Annotated in this window: 19 protein-coding genes; 5 read left to right on the top strand and 14 right to left on the bottom strand. The window is 73.7% G+C overall.

Annotation, left to right across the window (positions count from 1 at the left end):
- Nucleotides 1-125: 125 nt before the first annotated feature.
- Both OG559_RS03505 and OG559_RS03510 read right to left on the bottom strand, forming a co-directional pair.
- A complete protein-coding gene (locus OG559_RS03505; RefSeq protein WP_405112338.1) occupies nt 126-830 on the bottom strand; it encodes a UdgX family uracil-DNA binding protein in 705 nt (234 codons plus the stop codon).
- Nucleotides 831-1,030: 200 nt separating this feature from the next.
- Entirely contained in the window at nt 1,031-2,482 is a 1,452-nt protein-coding gene (locus OG559_RS03510; protein ID WP_405112341.1) for an aminotransferase class I/II-fold pyridoxal phosphate-dependent enzyme, read from the bottom strand.
- Between the two features lie 38 nt (nt 2,483-2,520).
- Here OG559_RS03510 and OG559_RS03515 point away from each other — a divergent pair, with 38 nt between their 5' ends.
- Together OG559_RS03515 and leuE are read left to right on the top strand one after the other, a co-directional pair.
- Complete coding sequence (locus OG559_RS03515; protein ID WP_405112344.1) at nt 2,521-3,765, top strand: bifunctional pyridoxamine 5'-phosphate oxidase family protein/GNAT family N-acetyltransferase; 1,245 nt, start codon at nt 2,521-2,523, stop codon at nt 3,763-3,765.
- Nucleotides 3,762-4,430 carry a leucine efflux protein LeuE gene (leuE, locus tag OG559_RS03520; RefSeq protein WP_405116346.1) on the top strand — a complete coding sequence of 223 codons (669 nt, stop codon included), beginning with the start codon at nt 3,762-3,764 and terminating at the stop codon, nt 4,428-4,430. The genes OG559_RS03515 and leuE overlap by 4 nt, the downstream gene beginning before the upstream one ends.
- 35 nt (nt 4,431-4,465) lie before the next feature.
- On the opposite strand, the gene OG559_RS03525 is transcribed toward leuE, so the two are convergent.
- The 11 genes from OG559_RS03525 to OG559_RS03575 all read right to left on the bottom strand — a co-directional run bounded on the left by OG559_RS03525 (nt 4,466) and on the right by OG559_RS03575 (nt 15,008).
- Nucleotides 4,466-5,395 carry a sporulation protein gene (locus OG559_RS03525; RefSeq protein ID WP_405112347.1) on the bottom strand — a complete coding sequence of 310 codons (930 nt, stop codon included), beginning with the start codon at nt 5,393-5,395 and terminating at the stop codon, nt 4,466-4,468.
- Nucleotides 5,396-5,599: 204 nt separating this feature from the next.
- Nucleotides 5,600-6,667, bottom strand: a complete 1,068-nt coding sequence (locus OG559_RS03530; protein ID WP_405112350.1) for a hemolysin family protein — start codon at nt 6,665-6,667, stop codon at nt 5,600-5,602.
- The gene (locus tag OG559_RS03535) at nt 6,664-8,019 is read right to left on the bottom strand and encodes a hemolysin family protein (RefSeq protein WP_405112353.1); all 1,356 of its coding nucleotides are present in this window, start codon (nt 8,017-8,019) and stop codon (nt 6,664-6,666) included. The genes OG559_RS03530 and OG559_RS03535 overlap by 4 nt, the downstream gene beginning before the upstream one ends.
- 142 nt (nt 8,020-8,161) lie before the next feature.
- A complete protein-coding gene (gene mnhG / locus OG559_RS03540; protein ID WP_396673395.1) occupies nt 8,162-8,500 on the bottom strand; it encodes a monovalent cation/H(+) antiporter subunit G in 339 nt (112 codons plus the stop codon).
- Entirely contained in the window at nt 8,497-8,760 is a 264-nt protein-coding gene (locus tag OG559_RS03545) for a monovalent cation/H+ antiporter complex subunit F (protein ID WP_350885291.1), read from the bottom strand. Before OG559_RS03545 ends, mnhG begins: the two co-directional genes overlap by 4 nt.
- Entirely contained in the window at nt 8,757-9,506 is a 750-nt protein-coding gene (locus OG559_RS03550; protein WP_405112357.1) for a Na+/H+ antiporter subunit E, read from the bottom strand. The genes OG559_RS03545 and OG559_RS03550 overlap by 4 nt, the downstream gene beginning before the upstream one ends.
- Complete coding sequence (locus OG559_RS03555) at nt 9,503-11,017, bottom strand: Na+/H+ antiporter subunit D (protein WP_405112359.1); 1,515 nt, start codon at nt 11,015-11,017, stop codon at nt 9,503-9,505. The genes OG559_RS03550 and OG559_RS03555 overlap by 4 nt, the downstream gene beginning before the upstream one ends.
- Complete coding sequence (locus OG559_RS03560; protein WP_405116348.1) at nt 11,014-11,466, bottom strand: Na(+)/H(+) antiporter subunit C; 453 nt, start codon at nt 11,464-11,466, stop codon at nt 11,014-11,016. The genes OG559_RS03555 and OG559_RS03560 overlap by 4 nt, the downstream gene beginning before the upstream one ends.
- A gap of 17 nt (nt 11,467-11,483) precedes the next feature.
- The gene (locus tag OG559_RS03565; protein ID WP_405112362.1) at nt 11,484-14,327 is read right to left on the bottom strand and encodes a Na+/H+ antiporter subunit A; all 2,844 of its coding nucleotides are present in this window, start codon (nt 14,325-14,327) and stop codon (nt 11,484-11,486) included.
- Nucleotides 14,328-14,466: 139 nt separating this feature from the next.
- Nucleotides 14,467-14,730: a hypothetical protein gene (locus OG559_RS03570; protein ID WP_405112365.1), complete on the bottom strand. Its 264-nt coding sequence runs from the start codon at nt 14,728-14,730 to the stop codon at nt 14,467-14,469.
- Nucleotides 14,730-15,008, bottom strand: a complete 279-nt coding sequence (locus OG559_RS03575; protein WP_405112367.1) for a hypothetical protein — start codon at nt 15,006-15,008, stop codon at nt 14,730-14,732. Before OG559_RS03575 ends, OG559_RS03570 begins: the two co-directional genes overlap by 1 nt.
- A 254-nt stretch (nt 15,009-15,262) precedes the next feature.
- On the opposite strand from OG559_RS03575, the gene OG559_RS03580 reads away from it, so the two are divergent.
- The 3 genes from OG559_RS03580 to OG559_RS03590 all read left to right on the top strand — a co-directional run bounded on the left by OG559_RS03580 (nt 15,263) and on the right by OG559_RS03590 (nt 17,938).
- A complete protein-coding gene (locus tag OG559_RS03580) occupies nt 15,263-16,027 on the top strand; it encodes a Scr1 family TA system antitoxin-like transcriptional regulator (protein WP_405112370.1) in 765 nt (254 codons plus the stop codon).
- A complete protein-coding gene (locus OG559_RS03585; protein WP_405116351.1) occupies nt 16,024-16,209 on the top strand; it encodes a DUF397 domain-containing protein in 186 nt (61 codons plus the stop codon). The genes OG559_RS03580 and OG559_RS03585 overlap by 4 nt, the downstream gene beginning before the upstream one ends.
- An 820-nt stretch (nt 16,210-17,029) precedes the next feature.
- Nucleotides 17,030-17,938, top strand: coding sequence for an aminoglycoside phosphotransferase family protein (locus tag OG559_RS03590; RefSeq protein WP_405112373.1), 909 nt, complete (start codon nt 17,030-17,032; stop codon nt 17,936-17,938).
- A 15-nt stretch (nt 17,939-17,953) separates the two neighbouring features.
- Here the strand turns inward: OG559_RS03590 and OG559_RS03595 are convergent, their stop codons facing one another.
- Nucleotides 17,954-18,367 (bottom strand): hypothetical protein, encoded by a 414-nt coding sequence (locus tag OG559_RS03595; RefSeq protein WP_405112376.1) that lies wholly within the window; start codon nt 18,365-18,367, stop codon nt 17,954-17,956.
- Nucleotides 18,368-18,533: the final 166 nt, after the last annotated feature.

Below are 18,533 nucleotides of genomic sequence, written 5' to 3' on the forward strand. Positions count from 1 at the left end.
AGCCGCCGCCTCAGCCGGCGGGCCCGGATGGACAGCGGCCCGATCTTGGACAGTTACCGGCCCCCGAAGACGACAACTGTCCAGGATCGACCCGGGAGAGCCTCCTGGGTGGGTGGGCGGGTTGGTCAGGCGGAGAGGGCGCGGGCGGCGACGGTCAGGTCGGCGACCAGGCCGGCGTACGCGATGTCCTGGTTGTCTGCGCGCAGCACGGCCGACGGGTGGATGGTGGCCAGCAGCCGGGCCGCCGGGGCGTCGGCGACCTTCCCGGCGGAGTCGACCGGCACCCGCGCGAAGTCCTCCGGGTGCTGGGCCGAGGCCGGCCACGGCATCAGCGCGCCCCGCTGCCGGGTGACCCGGAACGTGGGGCCGAGCAGCGCCTTCGCGGCGGTCGCGCCGAGCACCACCACGACGTCCGGGCGCAGCCGGGCGAACTCGGCCACCAGCCAGGGCCGGCACGCGGTGACGTGCACCCGGTCCGGGGTCTGGTGGATGCGCCGACTGCCGCGCAGCTCGAAGCGGAAGTGCTTGACGGCGTTCGTCAGGTAGAGCTGGCGCGGGTCGAGCCCTGCGTCGTCGACCGCCCGGCGCAGCAGCCGGCCGGCCGGCCCGACGAACGGCAGCCCCTTCTGGTCCTCCAGGTCGCCGGGCTGCTCGCCGACCAGCACCACCCGGGCGTCCTCGCCGCCGCGGCCGAAAACGGTCTGGGTGGCGTCCCGGTACAGCTCGCAGCCCCGGCAGCCGCCCGCGGCGGCGCGCAGCTCGTCGATGGTGTCGGCCTGCGGCGGGATGAACTGCTGCGCACCGGGGGCGGTGTCGGTCTTGTCGGTCATGGCGATCTTTTTACCCGCCGTCCCCGCGCCCACGCGGGCACCCCGCTCGACACCCCCGCCCGCCGCCCCGCCCGCCGCCCCGCCCGACCTCGCTCGACGCCCCCCACCCCCACCCGACGCCCCCCACTTTCACGGAAAGAGTGGTCATGGGACGCGGAATGGCCACTCTTTCCGTGAAAGTGCATGGTGGGCGGGGTGGGTTAGGCGGTGAAGCCGGACGGGGGGGCGGGGTGGGCGGCGGCTGCCAGCGCGTCGGCCAGCGCCTGGATGTCGGCGGCGGTGGCGAGCGAGGCGGGGGCGAGCGAGTCGGGGGCGAGCGAGTCGGGGGCGAGCGAGTCGGGGGCGAGCGAGTCGGGGGTGAGGGAGGCGGTGGTGGTGAGTGAGTCGGTGGGGGTGAGGGAGCTGACCGTGATCCGCAGTCCGGGCTCGGCGGCGATCCGGAACAGCGCCCCCGGGGCGACCACCCAGCCCGCGTCGCGCAGCGCGGTGACGGCGCTGGTCTCGTCCGGCACGGGGAGCCAGACGTTGATGCCGGTACGGCCGTGGCCGGTCAGGCCGCGGGCGGCCAGGGCGGCGAGCAGCTCGCCCCGGCGGCGTTCGTAGCTCTCGCCGGCCCGGTCCACCAGTGCGGCGGTGGCCGGGTCGCGCCAGAGTGCCAGTACGAGGCGTTGCAGCACGGTGGAGACCCAGCCCGCGCCGACCCGGGCCCGGCCGGCCACCCGCGCCACGGTCGCCTCGTCGCCGGCCAGCACCGCGAGCCGCAGGTCGGGGCCGTACGGCTTGCTGACCGACCGGACGAAGGCCCACGCCGGGGTGGCCCCGGCGAGCGGGTGCAGCGGCACCCGGGCCAGCTCGGCGGCGTGGTCGTCCTCGATCAGCAGCAGGCCGTCGCGGCCGGCGAGCAGGGCGCGCAGCGCGGCGGCCCGGTCGGCGGAGACCGCCGCCCCGGTCGGGTTCTGCGCCCGGCTGGTCACCACCAGGGCCCGCGCCCCGGCGGCCAGGGCGGCCCGCACCCCGGCCTCGACCGGCCCGTCGTCGTCCACCGGGACGCCGATCGCGCGCAGCCCGAGCGCGGCGACCAGGTCCAGCAGGTCGGCCCAGCCCGGGTCCTCCACGGCGACCGCGTCGCCGGGGCGCAGGTGGGCGGCGAGCAGCCGTTCGATGCCGTCGAGCGCGCCCCCGGTCACGGTGATCTCGTCGGCGGGCACCCCGTCGGCGGCGAGCCGCTCCCGGGCCGCGTCGGCCAGCTCGGGCAGGACGCCGACCGAGGCGTACCCGACGGGGAATGCGAACTCCGCGGCGAGGGCGGCCAGGTGCGGGCCGAGCGGCGGGAGCAGCCGGGTGTCGGGCTCCCCGCGGGACAGGTCGCGGGCGCCGGGGGCGGGGCTCGGACGCAACGCCCGGCGGGTGGCCACCGGCGGCCGGGGGCGCACCCGGGTGCCGTGCCGGCCGGCGGTGGCGAGCAGGCCGCGCTGGCGCAGCTCCTGGTACGCGCGGGCGACCGTGGCCGGGCTGACCGCCAGCTCGGCGGCGAGGGCCCGCACCGGCGGCAGCGCCGCCCCGGCCGGCAGCTCGCCGGACCGGATGCCCGATTCCACGCTGGCCGAGATCTCGGCGGCCGTCCCGCCGCTCACCTGATAATGTGCTGACACAATTTCGGTATTGTACTAGAACAAAGGCGGGCTGTCGCATGTACCCACCCACGCCCCGGACCACCGCCACCCGCACCCGCGAACGGATGAGCTACGACCGGGCCGCCGCGCACGCCGTGCTCGACGAGGCGTACCACTGCGCGTTCGGGTTCACCGTGGACGGCGAGCCCCGGCTGCTGCCCACCCTGCACGTCCGGATCGGCGACACCCTCTACCTGCACGGCTCCACCGGCAGCCCGTCGATGCTCGCCGCCCGGGGCGACGGCCTGCCGGTCTGCGTCGCGGTGACCCTGCTCGACGGGCTGGTCTACGCCCGCTCGCAGTTCCACCACAGCGCCAACTACCGGTCGGTGGTCGCGCACGGCACCGCGCACCTGGTCACCGACGCCGGGGAGAAGGCCGCCGCGATGACCGCCCTGGTGGAGAAGGCCGCCGCCGGGCGCAGCGGGGACGCCCGCCCGCCGAGCCGCCGGGAGATGGCCGAGACGGCCGTGCTGGCGCTGCCGCTGCGCGAGGTGTCCTTCCGGTCCCGCGCCGGCGGGGTACGCGACGACGAGGCCGACCTGGACCTGCCGCACTGGGCCGGGGTGCTGCCGCTGCGGCTGACCGCCGGGCCGGCCGAGCCGGCCGCCGGGGTGACCGCGCCGCTGCCGGCGTACCTGCGGGCCGAGCGGTCGCCGTGGCTGGAGCCGGCCACCCTGCGGGGCGCGCACGTCGTGCTCGAACCGCTGGACCTCGCGCACGCCGACGAGCTGCACGCCGCCACCGCCGATCCGGAGGTGTGGCGGTACCTGGGCTGGCCGCAGCCGACCGATCCGGCCGGGACGGCCGAGCTGATCCGGGCGGCGCTCGCGGCCCACCACCGGGGCGAGCGGGTGCCCTGGGTCCAGCGGTGCGCGGTCACCGGGGCGGCGGTCGGCACCACCTCCTTCTACGAGGTCGACCCGGCGTTGCGGACGGTGGCCATCGGGTACACGTACCTGGGTCGGCCCTGGTGGCGGACGGGGATCAACACCGAGGCGAAGCTGCTGCTGCTCACCCACGCCTTCGAGGAGTTGGGCGCGGAGCGGGTGGTGTGGCACACCGACCTGCGCAACGAGCGCTCGCAGCGGGCCATCGAGCGGCTGGGCGCCACCCGGGAGGGGGTGCTGCGCCGGCACCGCATCCGGCCCGACGGCTCCTGGCGGGACACCGTCCAGTATTCGATGATCGCCGACGAGTGGCCGAACGCACAGGCGATGCTGCGGGAATGGGTTTCCGCCGCGCCGGGCCCGGCGCAATGATGTCGGGCGTGCTGGGCATCACCGACATCTGGACGTACGTGCTGGGGACCGTGGCGATCGTGCTGCTCCCCGGCCCCAACTCACTCTTCGTGCTCTCCACCGCCGCCAAACGCGGGGTACGGACCGGCTACCGGGCCGCCGCCGGGGTGTTCCTCGGCGACTCGGTGCTGATGGTCCTCTCCGCCGCCGGGGTGGCGTCGCTGCTCCAGGCGTACCCGCCGCTGTTCCTGGTGGTGAAGTACGTCGGCGCGGCGTACCTGGGCTGGGTCGGGCTGGCGATGCTGCGCGGCGCGTTGCGGCGCTGGCGGGACCGCAACGACCCGGCCGCGCCGCGGCTGATCGACGCCGCCGAGCCGGCGGAGCTGCGCAGCCCGTTCCGGCGGGCGCTGGTGATCAGCCTGCTCAACCCGAAGGCGATCCTGTTCTTCATCTCGTTCTTCATCCAGTTCGTCGACCCCGGGTACGCCTGGCCGGCGCTGTCGTTCCTGCTGCTCTGGCTGATCGCCCAGGCGACCAGCGTGCTGTACCTGACGATGCTGATCTTCGCGGGGACGTACCTGGCCGCCCAGTTCCGCCAGCGCCGCCGGCTGGCCGCCGGGGCGACCACCGGGGTGGCCGCGCTCTTCCTCGGCTTCAGCGTCAAGCTCGCCACCGCCTCGGTGTAGGAGGGCACGACCCCCGGGGGCGGCGGCGTACCGGCTCAGGTGCCGTCGCCCCCGCCCCCGCCCCCGCCGATGCCCGCGCCGCCGGCGGTGCCGCCCAGCCCGTAGCCCGGCCGGACCGGCTGGTCCGGCCGGCGGCTCACGTGCGCCGACTCGCTGATCCGGGCCGACCAATGACCGTGCGCCGCCGCCGCGGCGTGCCGGTTGATCGCGTGTCGCAGCCAGCCGTCCACCACGGCGACCCAGTCGGCCCGGTCCGCGCCGGCGTGCCAGACCCGGAACCGGCTGATGCTCTGGTGGGTGATCCCGGCCAGGGAGAGCCGACGGTCGGCCCAGAGAATCACCTCCAGGCCGGCGGAGTTGGCCACGAAGATCACCTCCAGCTCGGTGATCGGGCCGGCGTAGAGCGGCGCGACCCACCAGCCGAGCCGCTGGTGCAGCGGCAGCGCCTGCTCCACCCCGGGCAGCCGGGCGGCGACCAGGCCGGCCTGGCGCAGGCTGAACCCGAGCGCGTCCAGGGCGGCGAGGATGTGCTGCTGGGTCGGCAGGGGGTGCACGAAGATCGGGACCATCGCGCCCTGCTCCAGGTCCACGTCGACCGACGCCTCGGTGCGCAGGCCCATCCGCAGGCTCATCAGCGGCACCCCGCCGAAGATCGTGACCGGGGTCTCCCAGGGCAGCGGCAGCGCGAAGTCGACCGCCCGCCGCCGCCCGGCCGGCACCACGAACGCCCCCGCGATCGGCACCTGGTGGAACTGGACGAGCTTGCGGGGGGCGTTCGGGTCGTCCGGCTCCACCTGGGTGACCAGGCCGAGCCGGAGCCGCCGGACGGGGACATCGTCGCGACCGGCGTGCAGCGTCACCCGCCCGGGCAGTCGCAACCCGGGGCGGGTGCTCGGGTTCGCCAGCGTGGTGTGCACCGCGAGCCCGGTCCGGCCGGACTCCGGCGACACCCCGGTCAGCCGCACGCCGCTCCCTCCGTACCCCCTCGGTGGTGGCACGGCTTTCCCGGTCGGCGGCCGGACAGTCCTGCCGGACCGGCGCGGACGCCGGGGCCGGCCCGGCTGGTCGCCGGACCGGCCCCGGACGGTCCTCAGCGCAGCCGACGGTTTCAGACGGGTCCTCAGCGCAGCCGACGGTTTCAGCGCCGCCGGCCGCCCCCCCCGACGGCCTCAGCGCAGCCGGCGGCCCCGGGGCACCGGGTCGGTCTCGTCGTCGAACTCGCCGATGACCTCCTCCAGCAGGTCCTCCAGCGCCACGAAGCCGATCGGGCGGGTCGGTCCGCCGCCGTTGCGGACCAGGGCGAGCTGGGCCTGCTGCCCCTGCATCGCGGTCACCGCCTCCGTCACCGACGCCGTCCCCGGCAGCGTGAACGCGGCGCTCATCAGCTCGCCGGCGGTGGCCGTCCGGCCGGTGGTGGTGGCCCGCACGGCCTCCCGGACGTGCACCAGGCCGCACACCTCGCCGCCGGCGTCCAGCACCGCCAGCCGGGACCGGCCGCTGTCCCGGGAGACCTCCTCGATCCGCTCCGCCGGATCGTCCCGGCGGACCGTGACGATCTGGTCGAACGGCTCCATCACCTGGGCGACCGTGGTGCCCTGGAGCTCCAGCATGCTGGTGAGCAACTGGTGTTGCTCGGCGCCGAGCAGCCCGTGCTCGCGGGACTGTTCCAGCAGGATGCGCAGCTCGGCCGGGCCGTGCACCTGGGCGAGCTGGTCCTGCGGGTTCACCCGGACCAGCCGCAGGATCGCGTTGGCCAGGGCGTTGAGCACCGACAGCACCGGCCGGGCCACCCGGGCGAAGGCCCGGAACGGCAGCGCCAGCAGGGTCGCCGAGCGCTCCGCGTCGGTGATCGCCCAGGACTTCGGGGCCATCTCGCCGACCACCAGGTGCAGGAAGGTGACCAGGGTCAGGGCGAACACCAGCGCGACGATGTGACTGGCCGCCGTCGGCAGGCCCACGGCGTGCAGCAGCGGGCTGAGCAGGCCCTCGATCGCCGGCTCGGCCAACGCGCCCAGGCCCAGCGTGCACAGCGTGATGCCGAGCTGCGCGCCGGCCAGCATCAGGGACAGCTCGCGTACGCCGTCCAGGGCCGCGCGGGCCCCCCGGCCGCCGCCCTCGGCGACGGCCTGTTCCAGCCGGTACCGCTTGCTGGCCACCAGCGCGAACTCGGCGGCCACGAAGAACGCGTTCAGCGCCAGCAGCACCACGGAGACGAGGAGCGCCACTCCCGGGCTCATGCCGTCTCCCCCTCGCCCGCGGTGGCCCCGGTGAGCCGGAGCCGCACCGAGTCGGCGACGTGCCGGTCCACCGCGAGCACCTCGACCAGGGCGCGCCGCTCGGTCTGGGCGTCGCCGTCGGCCACCAGGGCGATCTCCAGCCGGTCGCCCACCTCGGGCACCCGGCCCAGCTCGCGCATGACGAGCCCGGAGAGGGTGTCGTACTCGGGGGCCTCGGGCAGGGCGATGCCGGTGCTGTCGGCGACCTCGTCGATCCGCCAGCGGGCCGGCACCAACCAGGAGCCGTCGTCCTGCCGGGCGGGGGCCCGATCCGGCGGATCGTCCTCGTCCCGGATCGGGCCGACCAGCTCCTCGGCGATGTCCTCCAGCGTGATCACGCCGGCGAAGCCGCCGTACTCGTCGACCACGCAGGCGAGCTGCCGGTGCCCGACCCGGAGCCGGTCCAGCACCGTCGGCAGCGGCAGCGTCTCCGGCACCAGCAGCGGGGCCCCGGCCACCGCGCTGACCGGGGTGGTCGCGCGCTCGGCCGGGGGCACGGCCAGCACGTCGGCGATGCCGACGACGCCGACCAGGTCGTCGACGCCCTCGGTGCCGCGGACGGGGAACCGGGAGTGCCCGGTGTCGAGCAGCTCCACCACCCGGCTCAGCGGCTCGTGTGCCCGGACGGTGTGCACGTCGACCCGGGGCACCATGGCCTCCCCGGCGGTCAGCGTCCGGAAGTCGAGCCCACGGTCGAGCAGGTCGGACATCTCGGCGTTCAGGTGCCCCTCCTCCCGGGACTCGGCGATGATCTGTTCCAGGTCCTTCGGGGTGGCGCCGCTGGGCAGCTCCTCGATCGGCTCGATGCCGATCCGACGCAGCAGCCGGACGGCGGCCTTGTCGAAGAGCGTGATCACCGGCCCGGCGACCTTCAGGTACATCAGGGTGGACCGGCTCAACGCCCGGGCCAGCTGCTCGGCTCGGGCGATGGCCAGGTTCTTCGGGGCCAGCTCGCCGAGGACCATCTGCACGACGGTCGCGATGAGCAGGGCCAGCGCGACGGACAGCGGCAGGGCGACCGTGGTGGACACCCCGGCCACGTCGAGCAGCTCGGCCAGCCCCGCGCCCAGGTACGGCTCGGCGGCGTAACCGACCAGCAGGGCGGTCACCGTGATGCCGAGCTGTGCGCCGGAGAGCATGAAGGAGAGCCGGCCGGTCACCTCGAGGGCCCGGGCGGCGGCCTGGTCGCCGTCGTCGGCGAGCTGCTTGAGCCGCCCCCGGTCCACGGCGACGTAGCCGAACTCCTGGGCCACGAAGTAACCCGTGGCTGCGGTGAGAACGATGATGAGGGCGAGTCCTACGACGATCAGCACGGGTTGCTCAGGGCTCCCGGGGCCGTCGGGACGGGAAGATGCCGGGCGTGACCCGGCTGGCTACTGCTGCCCTCCTGGGCAGAAGAGTCGATCATGTGGCCCATTTTATCGGCGTCGGCTGAGCGCCCGCTGAGGGACGCCCTCACCGCTCCTCGGCGAGTTCGTCGACGTCGAGCAGGGAGCGGTCGACCCGGCCCGAGCGGTACGCGGCCCGGCCGACCATCTGGGCGGCGACCGGCGCGGTGGCCAACTGGAAGACCGCGACCAGGACGATCATGCCGATGTCGGACGCCGTGCGCAGCCGCAACGCCACCCCGACGAGCAGCAGCAGCACGCCGAGCACCTGTGGCTTGGTGGCCGCGTGCATCCGGTCGAGCACGTCCGGGAAGCGCAGCACGCCGATCCCGGCGGCGAGGCTGAGCAGTCCGCCGGCGACCAGGCAGGCCGCGCCCAGCCAGTCGGCGACCACGCCCGCGCTCACGACTCCTCCCGGACGGCGAAGCGGACCACGGCCACCGCACCGACGAAGCCGAGCAGGGACAGCACCACGAGCACCGGCAGGGTGGTGGCGTGCCGGTTGACCGCCGCCTCCGCCCCGACCGCGCCGGCCATCGTGTTGAGCAGCACGTCGGCCGCGACCACGCGGTCCAGCAGCGAGGGCCCGCGGTACAGCCGGGTCAGCGCGAGCAGCGCGGTCACCGAGAAGAGCACGGTGAGCACGGCGGCGAGCAGCAAGGTCACTGGTCTGGCCCCCTGTCGGTGGGACGGTCGGGATCTGCGACGGCCGGGGCGGGCACGTCCGGGGCAGGGGTGTCCAGCAGGCGGAGTTCGGCGGCGGAACCGATCGCGCGGACGATCCTGGCCTCGGTGGCGAGGACCCGCTCCCGGCTGTCGGTCAGGTCCGCCGGGCCGTGTACGTCGAGCACGTGCACGTAGAGCAGGCCGCGTTCCCGGTCGACCTCGATGATCAGGGTGCCGGGGACCAGCGAGATCGCCTCGGCGGTCAGCGCCAGGTTCAGGTCGGTGCGCACCCGTAGGCGTACCGCGATGATGGCGCCCCGGGGCAGGTAGCCGGGCCGCACGGCGACGAGGGCCACGTGGATGCTGGCGCCGACCAGTTCCGTGACGAACCGGCCCGCCAGCACGAGCAGCGCCCAGGGGCGCAGCCGGCCGCCGAAGGTGACCGGCGGCAGCGGGAAGAACACCAGCACGGCCACGCCGACCAGCAGCCCGCCCAGCAGGTTGCCCCAGGAGGGCCGGCCCCAGAGCAGGTTCCAGACCCCGACCATCCAGGCGAGGGCCGTCAGCCGGTCCCGCCACCGCGCGGCCCGGCGCCGGCCCCGGGCCACCAGCCCGTCCGCCCCGTCCCGCCCGCCCCGCCGGTCCGGCCCGTCCGGGCCGTTCGGGCCGTTCGGGCCGTTCGGGCCGTCCGGGCCGCCCGCGGGCCGCGGGTCGCCGGAGGCGGCCGGGCGCCGGGCGCCGGTCACGGCACGCCGCCGGGCAGCACGGCCCGCACGTACGGGGTGCGGGCCCGCAGGTCGGTGGCCGCGTCGGTGCTGACCCCGAACAGCGGACCGGCGGCGACGGTGAACCCCAGCCCCAGCACCACCAGGGCGGCGGTGGCGCCGACCATCAGGGCGGGCAGCCGGACCGTCGGCTCGGTGGTGGCCAGCTGGGGTTCCCGCCAGAACGCGATGCTCCACACCCTGGACGCGGCGTAGAGGGTGACCAGGCTGGTGGCGGTGCCGGCGGCGACCAGCACCCAGGGCAGCGGGCCGCCGACCGCCACCCCGGCCTGGAGCAGGCCCAGCTTGCCGAGGAACCCGGAGAACGGCGGGATGCCGGCGAGGTTCATCGCGGGCACGAAGAAGAGCACCGCGACCAGTGGGGCGACCCGGGCCAGCCCGCCGAGCCGGCGCAGGTCGGTGCTGCCGGCCCGCTCCTCGACCAGCCCGGCGACCAGGAACAGGGTGGTCTGGATGGTGATGTGGTGCGCCACGTAGAAGATCGCCCCGGCCAGCCCGGCGACGGTGCTCAGCGCCACCCCGAAGATCATGTAGCCGATGTGGCTGACCAGCGTGAACGAGAAGATCCGCTTGATGTCCGACTGGGCGACCGCGCCGAGGATGCCGACCACCATGGACAGCCCGGCCACCACCATCAGCAGCCCGGAGACCTGGCCACCGGGGAAGAGCAGGGTCTCGGTGCGGATGATCGCGTACACGCCGACCTTGGTGAGCAGGCCGGCGAAGACCGCGGTGACCGGCGCGGGCGCGGTCGGGTAGCTGTCCGGCAGCCAGGCCGACAGCGGGAACACCGCCGCCTTGATCCCGAACGCCAGCAGCAGCATGAGCTGGAGGCATAGCCGTACGTTGTCCGGCAGCGCGTCGAGCCGCTGGGCGAGCTGGGCCATGTTGAGGGTGCCGGTGGCCGCGTACACCAGGCCCACCCCGGCCAGGAAGATCATCGAGGACAGGATGCTGACCACCACGTACATCGACCCGGTCCGGATCCGGACCTCCGTGCCGCCGAGCGTGATCAGCACGAAGCTCGCGGCCAGCAGGATCTCGAAGCCGACGAAGAGGTTGAACAGGTCGCCGGCGAGGAAGGCGTTGGTCACGCCGGCGGTGAGCACCAGGTAGGTGGGGTGGTAGATGGTCAACGGGGCCGACTCGCCGGTCTCCCCCTGCCCCTGGCCGATCGAGTAGAGCAGCACGCACAGCGTCACCGCCAAGGAGACCACCACCATCAGCGCGGCGAGCTGGTCGGCCACCAGCACGATCCCCACCGGCGGGGGCCATCCGCCGATCCGCACCACCACCGGCCCGTGCCGGTACGCCTCGACCAGCAGCACCACGGCGACCACCAGGCTGGTGCTCAACCCGATCACGCTGACGTCACGTTGCAGCCGGGGCCGGTTGGTCAGCAGCAGGGTGAGCGCGGCGCCCAGCAGGGGCACCACCACCGGCAGCGGCACGAGCGCCTGGTGAACGGTCACGACTCCTCCGTCCGCCGCAGGCGGCGCAGGTGCGGCTCCGGGGCGACCTGCTCCGGGTCGCTGTCCGGCCCCTCGCCCCCGAGGTCGGGCGCGGGCAGTTCGTTGCGGGCGGCCAACTCGGCGACCTGGCGGTCCTCCAGGTCGTCCTGCACCTCGTCGTTGCCCTGTAGGTACCAGCTGCGGTACGCGACCGCGAGCAGGAACGCGGTGAGCCCGAAGGTGATCACGATGGCGGTGAGCACCATCGCCTGCGTCAACGGGTCGCTCATCCGGTCGACCGGGCCGGTGCCGACCACCGGGGCCGCACCGGACCGGCCACCGAGCAGGACCAGCAGGTTCACCCCGTTGCCGAGCAGGATGACGCCGAGCAGGATGCGGGTCAGGCTGCGCTCCAGCAGCAGGGTGACGCCGGTGCCGGCGAGCACGCCGACGACCACCACCAGCACCATGGTCGTCCCGGTTCCGTTCACCGCAGCTTCCCCTTCGGGTCGACGACCAGCCCGCGCTCGCGCTGGCCGGCCGCCTCGATGTGCCGGTCGATCTCCGCGCCGAGGCTGCGCAGGATGTCCAGCATCAGGCCGACCACGATCAGATAGACGCCGACGTCGAAGAGGAGCGACGAGACGACGTGGAGGTCTCCGACGCCGGGCAGCGCGAGGTCGATCTTCACGCTCTCCAGCACGGACCGGCCGGCGACGAGGGCGGCCACGCCGGTGCCGACCGACACGGCCAGGCCCGTGCCGAGAATCGTGCCCGCGGAGACCGGGGCCGCCTCGGCCAGCTCGTACCGGCCGCCGGCCAGGTAGCGCACGACCAGGGCGAGGCCGGCCACCAGGCCGCCGGAGAAGCCGCCGCCCGGCGCGTTGTGGCCGGAGAAGAGCAGGAACAGGGAGAACAGCACGATGGTGTGGAAGAGCAGCCGGGTGACCACCTCGAAGACGATCGATCGGCGGTGCTCCCGCAGGGTCGGCCCGCCGCGCAGCCAGACCGGCCGCTGCAGCCCCGGGTGGCGGGGCACCTCGGGGCGTCGGGGGCGGCGCGGGCGGGGACCGGTCCGGGAGCGCTCGAAGATCAGGCTGGCCACCCCGGTCGCGGCCACCACCAGCACCGAGATCTCGCCCATGGTGTCCCAGGCCCGGATGTCGACCAGGGTCACGTTGACGACGTTGCGCCCGTACCCGGCGGCGACCGCCAGGTCCGGGAAGGCCAGCGAGATCGGCGGCGCGGTCCGGGCCCCGGCCGCGACCAGGGAGAACCCGCCGAGCACCACGCCGACGGCCACGCCGATCGAGCGGCGTACCCAGCGACTGCGGCGCAGCGGACGGGCGGAGAACCGCTCGGGCAGCCGGCGCAGCACCAGCACGAAGACCGCGATGGTGGAGCTCTCCACCAGGAACTGGGTCAGCGCCAGGTCCGGCGCGCCGTGCAGGACGAACAGCATCGCGATGCCGTAGCCGGTGACCCCGACCAGCAACATCGCGGTGAGCCGGCGGCGGGCGCCGACGGCCACCAACGCGGCCACCACGATGACCAGCCCCACCATCAGTTGCAACGGGTTTTCCCAGAAGACGATCCCCTGCCGCCAGGGGCGCGCGGCCAACATCGCCCCGCCGGGCACGACCACCAGGACGATCAGGATGGTGCCGAGGTACTGGGGCAGGGACCCGCGCTGGGTGACGCTGGTGACCTCGATGGCGAGCCGGTCGAACTGGTGGGTCAGCCACTCGTACCCCCGGGCGCCGTCCACCGGCGCGCGGACCCGCTGCACCACGGGGGCGAGCGGGCCGCGCAGCGCGAACAGCACCGCGCCGCCGCCGAGTGCCAGGGCGGAGAGGCCGAGCGCGGCGGTCGGCCCGTGCCACAGCGCGAGGCCCTCGTCGACCGGGCCGAGCAGCTCGGCGTACGGGCGCAGCAGGCGGCCCAGCGGGCCGGCGAGCAGCCCGACGACGAGCCCGGCGACGGCCAGCAGGGCCGGCGGCCCCAGCATGGCGACGGGGACCCGATCCGGCTCGACGGGCGCGACGGGCGGCCGGTCGGCGAACGCGCCCCAGACGAAGCGGGCGCTGTAGGCGACGGTCAGCACGGTCCCGGCGACCAGCCCGGCGAGGACCAGCGGATGGTCGGTGAACGCCGCGAGCACCGCCTCCTTGGCGACGAAGCCGACCAGCGGGGGCACCCCGGCCATCGAGGCCGCGGCGAGCGTCCCGACCGTGGCCAGCAGGGGGGCGTGCCGGCGCAGCCCGGACAGCTCCCGCAGGTCCCGGGTGCCGGTGGTGTGGTCGATCGCGCCGACGACGAGGAAGAGCGCCGCCTTGAACAGCGCGTGGGCGAGCAGCATGGCCGTGCCGGCCAGCGCGGCCTGCGGGGTGCCCGCCCCGAGGACCACGGTGAGCAGGCCGAGCTGGCTGACCGTGCCGTACGCCAGCAGCAGCTTCAGGTCGGTCTGGCGCAGCGCCGCCCACCCGCCGGCCAGCATGGTGAGCAGCCCGGCGGTGACCACCACGGGACGCCACGGGCCGGCCGCCGCGAGCACCGGGGCGAGCAGCCCGAGCAGGTAGACGCCGGCCTTCACCATCGCCGCCGCGTGCAGGTACGCGCTGACCGGCGTGGGCGCGGCCATCGCCGCAGGCAGCCAGGAGCTGAACGGCAGCACCGCCGACTTGCTCAGCGCCCCGGCCAGCACCAGCAGCACGGCCGTGGCCAGGTAGCCACCGTGCGGCAGGTCGGCCGCCGCGATGGCGGACAAGCGGTACCCGTCGGCGTGCCGGCCGAGCATCAGGAACCCGACCAGCATGGCCAGCCCGCCGAGGGTGGTCACCATGAGCGCCTGGGCGGCGGCCCAACGGCTGGACCGCCGCTCGGTGCTGTGTCCGATCAGCAGGTACGAGAAGATCGTGGTCAGCTCCCAGCAGACGTAGAGCAGCAGCAGGTCGTCGGAGAGCACCAGGGCGAGCATCGCGCCCGCGAAGGCCACCAGCACGGCGGCGAACCGGGCCAGTCCCCGCGACCCGGCGGAGAAGTACCGGGCGCTGTAGACCAGCACCAGCGCTCCCACGCCGCCGACCAGCAGGGTCATCAGCCAGGACAGGGTGGTCATCCGGAACGCCAGCTCCAGCCGTAGCTGCGGCACCCAGGGGTACGTCTCGACCACCGCGCCGCCGTCGCGCACCGCGGGCGTGCGGGCCAGCGCCCAGCCGAACGCGGCGGCCGGCGCGAGCGCCAGCGGATAGCAGGCCCGCGGCCCCCACCACCGGACCAGCAGCGGCGCGACGAGCGCCGCCACGAGGTGGAGGATCAGCAGTACGAGCACCCGCGCTCCCGGTCGAGGTGGCAGCCGTGCGCGCCGAGGGAAGCGCCTATGAGCGATCAGACGCCAGTTCGCAGCCCTATGGGCGGTTTTGCCGGAATTCAAGGCACGTTGGCGGGCAGAAGGTGGCGGCGACGGGCGGTCAGTGGTGTTCGGTTCGGCGTGGGCGGGTCGGGGACAGCCAGCCGAGGAATCGGGTGTGCATCGCGGCGGGGTCGGGACGGCCGCCGAGCCGGTACATGTCGTCCATGGCGTCGTGCATCATGGCGGCCAGGTAGAAGGCGAGCGCGACGGTGTGGCCGTGGAACTCGGTGGGCAGGTCGAGCTGCGCCGCCGGGCAGGGCCACTGCGCGGCGCAGACCCGGCACAGCCAGGCGGGCCGCATCGGCAGGTGCGGGCGGGGCATCAGGACGCCCGGGTGGGGCTCGCGCCCCGGACCGGCGTGGCCTGCCGCGGGGGCGCGGCGAGCCGGCGCAGCCCTTCGCGCAGCACGAACAGCTCGCGCTTGGCGACCGCGTCGCCTGCGGCATTCAGCTCGTACGCCTCGATCCACGTCCAGCCGTGGTACGTGTGCTGGTTCTTCATCTCGCGGATGACCCGCACGGTGATCGGCTTGACGAACTGCGGGCTCGCGGCGCGGGTCAGGCGCAGCACGTCGCCCGGTTGGATCGGTCGGGCGCTCACCACGGTCTTCCGGGGTGACGTCCCTGCTCGGTTCGGCACGGTGATTCCCCTGTCCGTGGAGATTGGAGAGGGGGCCACCCGCTCGGGTGGGTCGGAAGGACCGGGCGACCCCCTCGACGAACGCGGGCCGGGGCGCACTCCTCGCCTGCCAACCCACGCCGTCCTGATGACAGCCTGCCGAGGGTTGTGGAGCAATCACACAGCGTTAGATGATTTCTTTCGGACGTTCTGTTTGCTCTTGAAGGGACTCAGGTATGAATCATGCGTTCGTCGCGGCCCTCGCGGAGGCGTGCGAGACCTCCGAAAGCTTGGCGGGTCGCATTGGGATTCACCCGAAGACCGTCGCCCGCTGGGCCAATCCGGGGCGCATTCCGCAGACCCGGCACCGTGCCGAAATTGCGAAGATACTCGGAAAGGACGTTGCCGAGCTGTGGCCGGATGCCCTGCGCCGCGAACCGGTGTGGTTCCGGCCGTGGGTCGACATCGAGCGCGCGGCGGTCGCGCTGCGGGCCTTCCAGCTCGCGTGGGTTCCCGGCCTGTTGCAGACCGAGGCGTACGCGCGCGCCACGTTCCACGGGCAGCCGCTTCCGCCGGCCGAGGTCGACGACCTGGTCGTGGCCCGTATCAACCGGCAGGCGATCCTCACCTGCGACGACGCGCCGCTGACCGTCTTTGTCATCGACGAGCAGGTGATCCGACGGGCGGCGGCCGGCGGGCGGGCGACCATGACGGCCCAGCTCGCCCACCTGGTGACCTGCGCGGAGCTTCCCACCGTCCAACTGCACATCGTTCCCCGCGACGCCCCGACCTACCCGGGGCTCGACGGCCCATTCACGATCGCCGAGCTTCCCGGCGGGACGCGGGTGGCACACGTGGACAGCCAGGCCCAGGCGCACATCATCGATCAGGCGTCCCAGCTTGCTACGCTCGAACGACGGTGGGAACGCATCCGGGGCGAGGCCCTGTCTCGGTCGCAGTCCCTGGACCTCTTGAGGGAGGCGGCAGCAGCATGGACATGACCGGCGCGCAGTGGCGCAAGAGCACCAGGAGCGGCGGCAACGGCGGCGACTGCGTCGAGGTCGCCGACAACCTGCCCGGCGTCGTCCTCGTCCGTGACACGAAGGACCGCGACGGCGGAACCCTCTCCTTCTCGCCGGCCGCGTGGCGCGGCCTCGTCGACCTGGCGAAGCGCGTCGGCTGACCCCGCTCGACCCGCAGGCCCTCGGCATCCGTCGGGGGCCTGTTCCGTGGCCGGCGCGGGACGGCCGGCGGGTTCGCCGACCCGGTGGGCGGATCACCTCGCGGAGGGGGCGCGTACCCAGGGCCCCGGCAAAGTCGCGGGGCGCCGATTCCCGCCCGAAGTTCATCCACCCTCCGGGATTCCTGTTCCGCTCCTTGAGGATGATCCGAGATCCTGGCCAGGGCCAGGGCCAGGGCCAGGGCCAGGGCCACGGTCTCGCCGGTCCTGCGCTGTCTCTGTCTCCGCTCCCGCGAATGCCCGGGAGGTCGCCGCCCCCTGCCGCCCCCATGCCACCCCGCGCCGCGCATCGGGCGGTCCGGGAGGCGGCCGGCCGATTGCCTCCCGGCATCCAGTCGGGGACCTGCCTGTCGGCCCCTTTGGAGCTGCCCCGTTTACGCGCCCGCTCCATCGGTAGCACAAACGGGGCAGCTCCAAAGGGGCCGACAGAGGGTGGACTGGACCGACCCGACAGAGGGTGGACCGGGCCGACGGTGGGTGGACCGACCCGACGGTGGGTGGACCGACCCGACGGCGCACACCCCGGCCGCGCACACCATCCTCGACCGGCTCGCCGACAGGGCCGATCCGGCGAAGACCAATCCGGCGAAGACCGACCCGGCAGGGGCCGACAATGTCGGTAGCGCACGTATCCCCTGGGACCTGCCAAGCCGGAGACCCTCACGACTTTGCCGAGGCCCTGGGCGCGTACCCCGGCTGAGACCAGACGACCCCACCGAGAATTGGCTGGCCTTGTGTTTCCTCCGACGGAAGGATCGGTGGCGTGAAGCTTCACGAGAACGAGATCCCGGTCGACGAGGAAGTCGTCAGGTCACTTCTGCAGATTCAGCACCCCGACTGGGCTTCGCTGCCACTGTCGCCGGCAGGTGCCGGCACGGACAACACCATGTATCGGCTGGGAAACGATCTACTCGTCCGGCTTCCGCGAACAGCCGACAAGGCTCGGGCCCTGAACAAGGAACGGACGTGGCTCCCACGGCTGGGGCCACTTCTGACGTATCGGATCCCGGAGCCGGTCGCCGCCGGCACGCCGGCCCCCGAGTTCCCGTTGCCCTGGTCGATCTACCGCTGGATCGACGGGGCCGAAGTTGAGCCGAACACCGTCCGGGACTGGGCCGCTTTCGGAACCGAGCTGGCGACGTTCGTCCACGAGCTGCACAACATCGACCTCATGGGTGCAGCTCGCGCTGGTGAACTGAGCTGGTACCGCGGAGGCAGCCTGAATGCCTGCGACGAGTGGATCAGCACCGGTTTCGAGGAATGCCGGACCACCATTGACACCGGACTCGATGTCGAAACGTTGGAAGAGCTTTGGCGTGCCGCGATCAGGCTGCCTGAGCCGTCGGGCCCTCACGTATGGCTCCACGGGGACCTCAGGCCCGCCAACCTCCTGGTGGCGAAGGGCCGGCTGCACGCCGTCATCGATTTTGGGGGTCTCTCCGTCGGCTTCCCCGCTGCCGAGCACGCCACCATCTGGGACCTGCCGCAGCCAGCGCGACAGGCCTACTGGAACGCCGCGAACCTCGACGATCTCACCTGGGCACGTGCTCGGGCATGGGCCATTGCCGTTGGCATCAGCGGAATCTCCTACTACTGGGACACCTGGCCCGCCTTCGTCACCGAATGCCGGACAAGGCTCGAAACGATCCTCACCGACGCCGCCACACACTGAGCCCTTCCGAAGAGTTCACCGGTTCGCACAGTCGTGCGGTCGGTGCTCGGGGCGGGTCTCGAACCGCAGGCGGGGGCCGTCCTCCGACAGCGGGTCGCGGCGGGTCTCCACCAGCAGGTCGGGGCGGCCGAGCTGGAGCACGACCTTGTTGACCACGCGCTGGGCGGCGGCGAGGGACCGCACGGGAAGCAGCCGTCCACGGCTCTCCCGGCGCAGGACGAAGTAGTGCACGGCGACGCGGACCTGCCCCCGGTCGGCCGCGCTGGACTGGGCGGTCTGCCGGACCAGCTCCCGCAGGCAGCTCGCGAGCTGCTCGGCCAGCTTCAGCTCGGGGCCGTGCAGGCCGGCGCGGAGTGCGGCAAGATGGCTGTCGACCTTGCGAATGAGCACGTCGGCGCCGAACCCGGCACCTCGTTCCTCGACAGCCATCCGCTCTCCTCACCCCTAGCGTTGTGAGTGAAGTTACTTTAGGTTGCGGCTCACAAGCAAGCAGTTAAGTAAGACTTAACGGAGGAAACCGCACCTTCTGCGGGCATTTCGCCACAGTCGGGCAGCCCACCCGGACCGGGCGGGCGTGGGCTGGCTCTCCGGGCCG

The organism is Micromonospora sp. NBC_01405 (assembly GCF_045040155.1).
GTDB lineage: Bacteria > Actinomycetota > Actinomycetes > Mycobacteriales > Micromonosporaceae > Micromonospora.

What these genes read in the sequence shown, in the direction of transcription:
- OG559_RS03505 (WP_405112338.1), bottom strand. Translation starts at nt 830, where the DNA reads ATGACCGACAAGACCGACACCGCCCCCGGTGCGCAGCAGTTCATCCCG.
- OG559_RS03515 (WP_405112344.1), top strand. Translation starts at nt 2,521, where the DNA reads ATGTACCCACCCACGCCCCGGACCACCGCCACCCGCACCCGCGAACGG.
- leuE (WP_405116346.1), top strand. Translation starts at nt 3,762, where the DNA reads ATGATGTCGGGCGTGCTGGGCATCACCGACATCTGGACGTACGTGCTG.
- OG559_RS03530 (WP_405112350.1), bottom strand. Translation starts at nt 6,667, where the DNA reads ATGAGCCCGGGAGTGGCGCTCCTCGTCTCCGTGGTGCTGCTGGCGCTG.
- OG559_RS03560 (WP_405116348.1), bottom strand. Translation starts at nt 11,466, where the DNA reads ATGGTGCTGGTGGTGGTCGTCGGCGTGCTCGCCGGCACCGGCGTCACC.
- OG559_RS03570 (WP_405112365.1), bottom strand. Translation starts at nt 14,730, where the DNA reads ATGCCCCGCCCGCACCTGCCGATGCGGCCCGCCTGGCTGTGCCGGGTC.
- OG559_RS03580 (WP_405112370.1), top strand. Translation starts at nt 15,263, where the DNA reads ATGAATCATGCGTTCGTCGCGGCCCTCGCGGAGGCGTGCGAGACCTCC.
- OG559_RS03585 (WP_405116351.1), top strand. Translation starts at nt 16,024, where the DNA reads ATGACCGGCGCGCAGTGGCGCAAGAGCACCAGGAGCGGCGGCAACGGC.
- OG559_RS03595 (WP_405112376.1), bottom strand. Translation starts at nt 18,367, where the DNA reads ATGGCTGTCGAGGAACGAGGTGCCGGGTTCGGCGCCGACGTGCTCATT.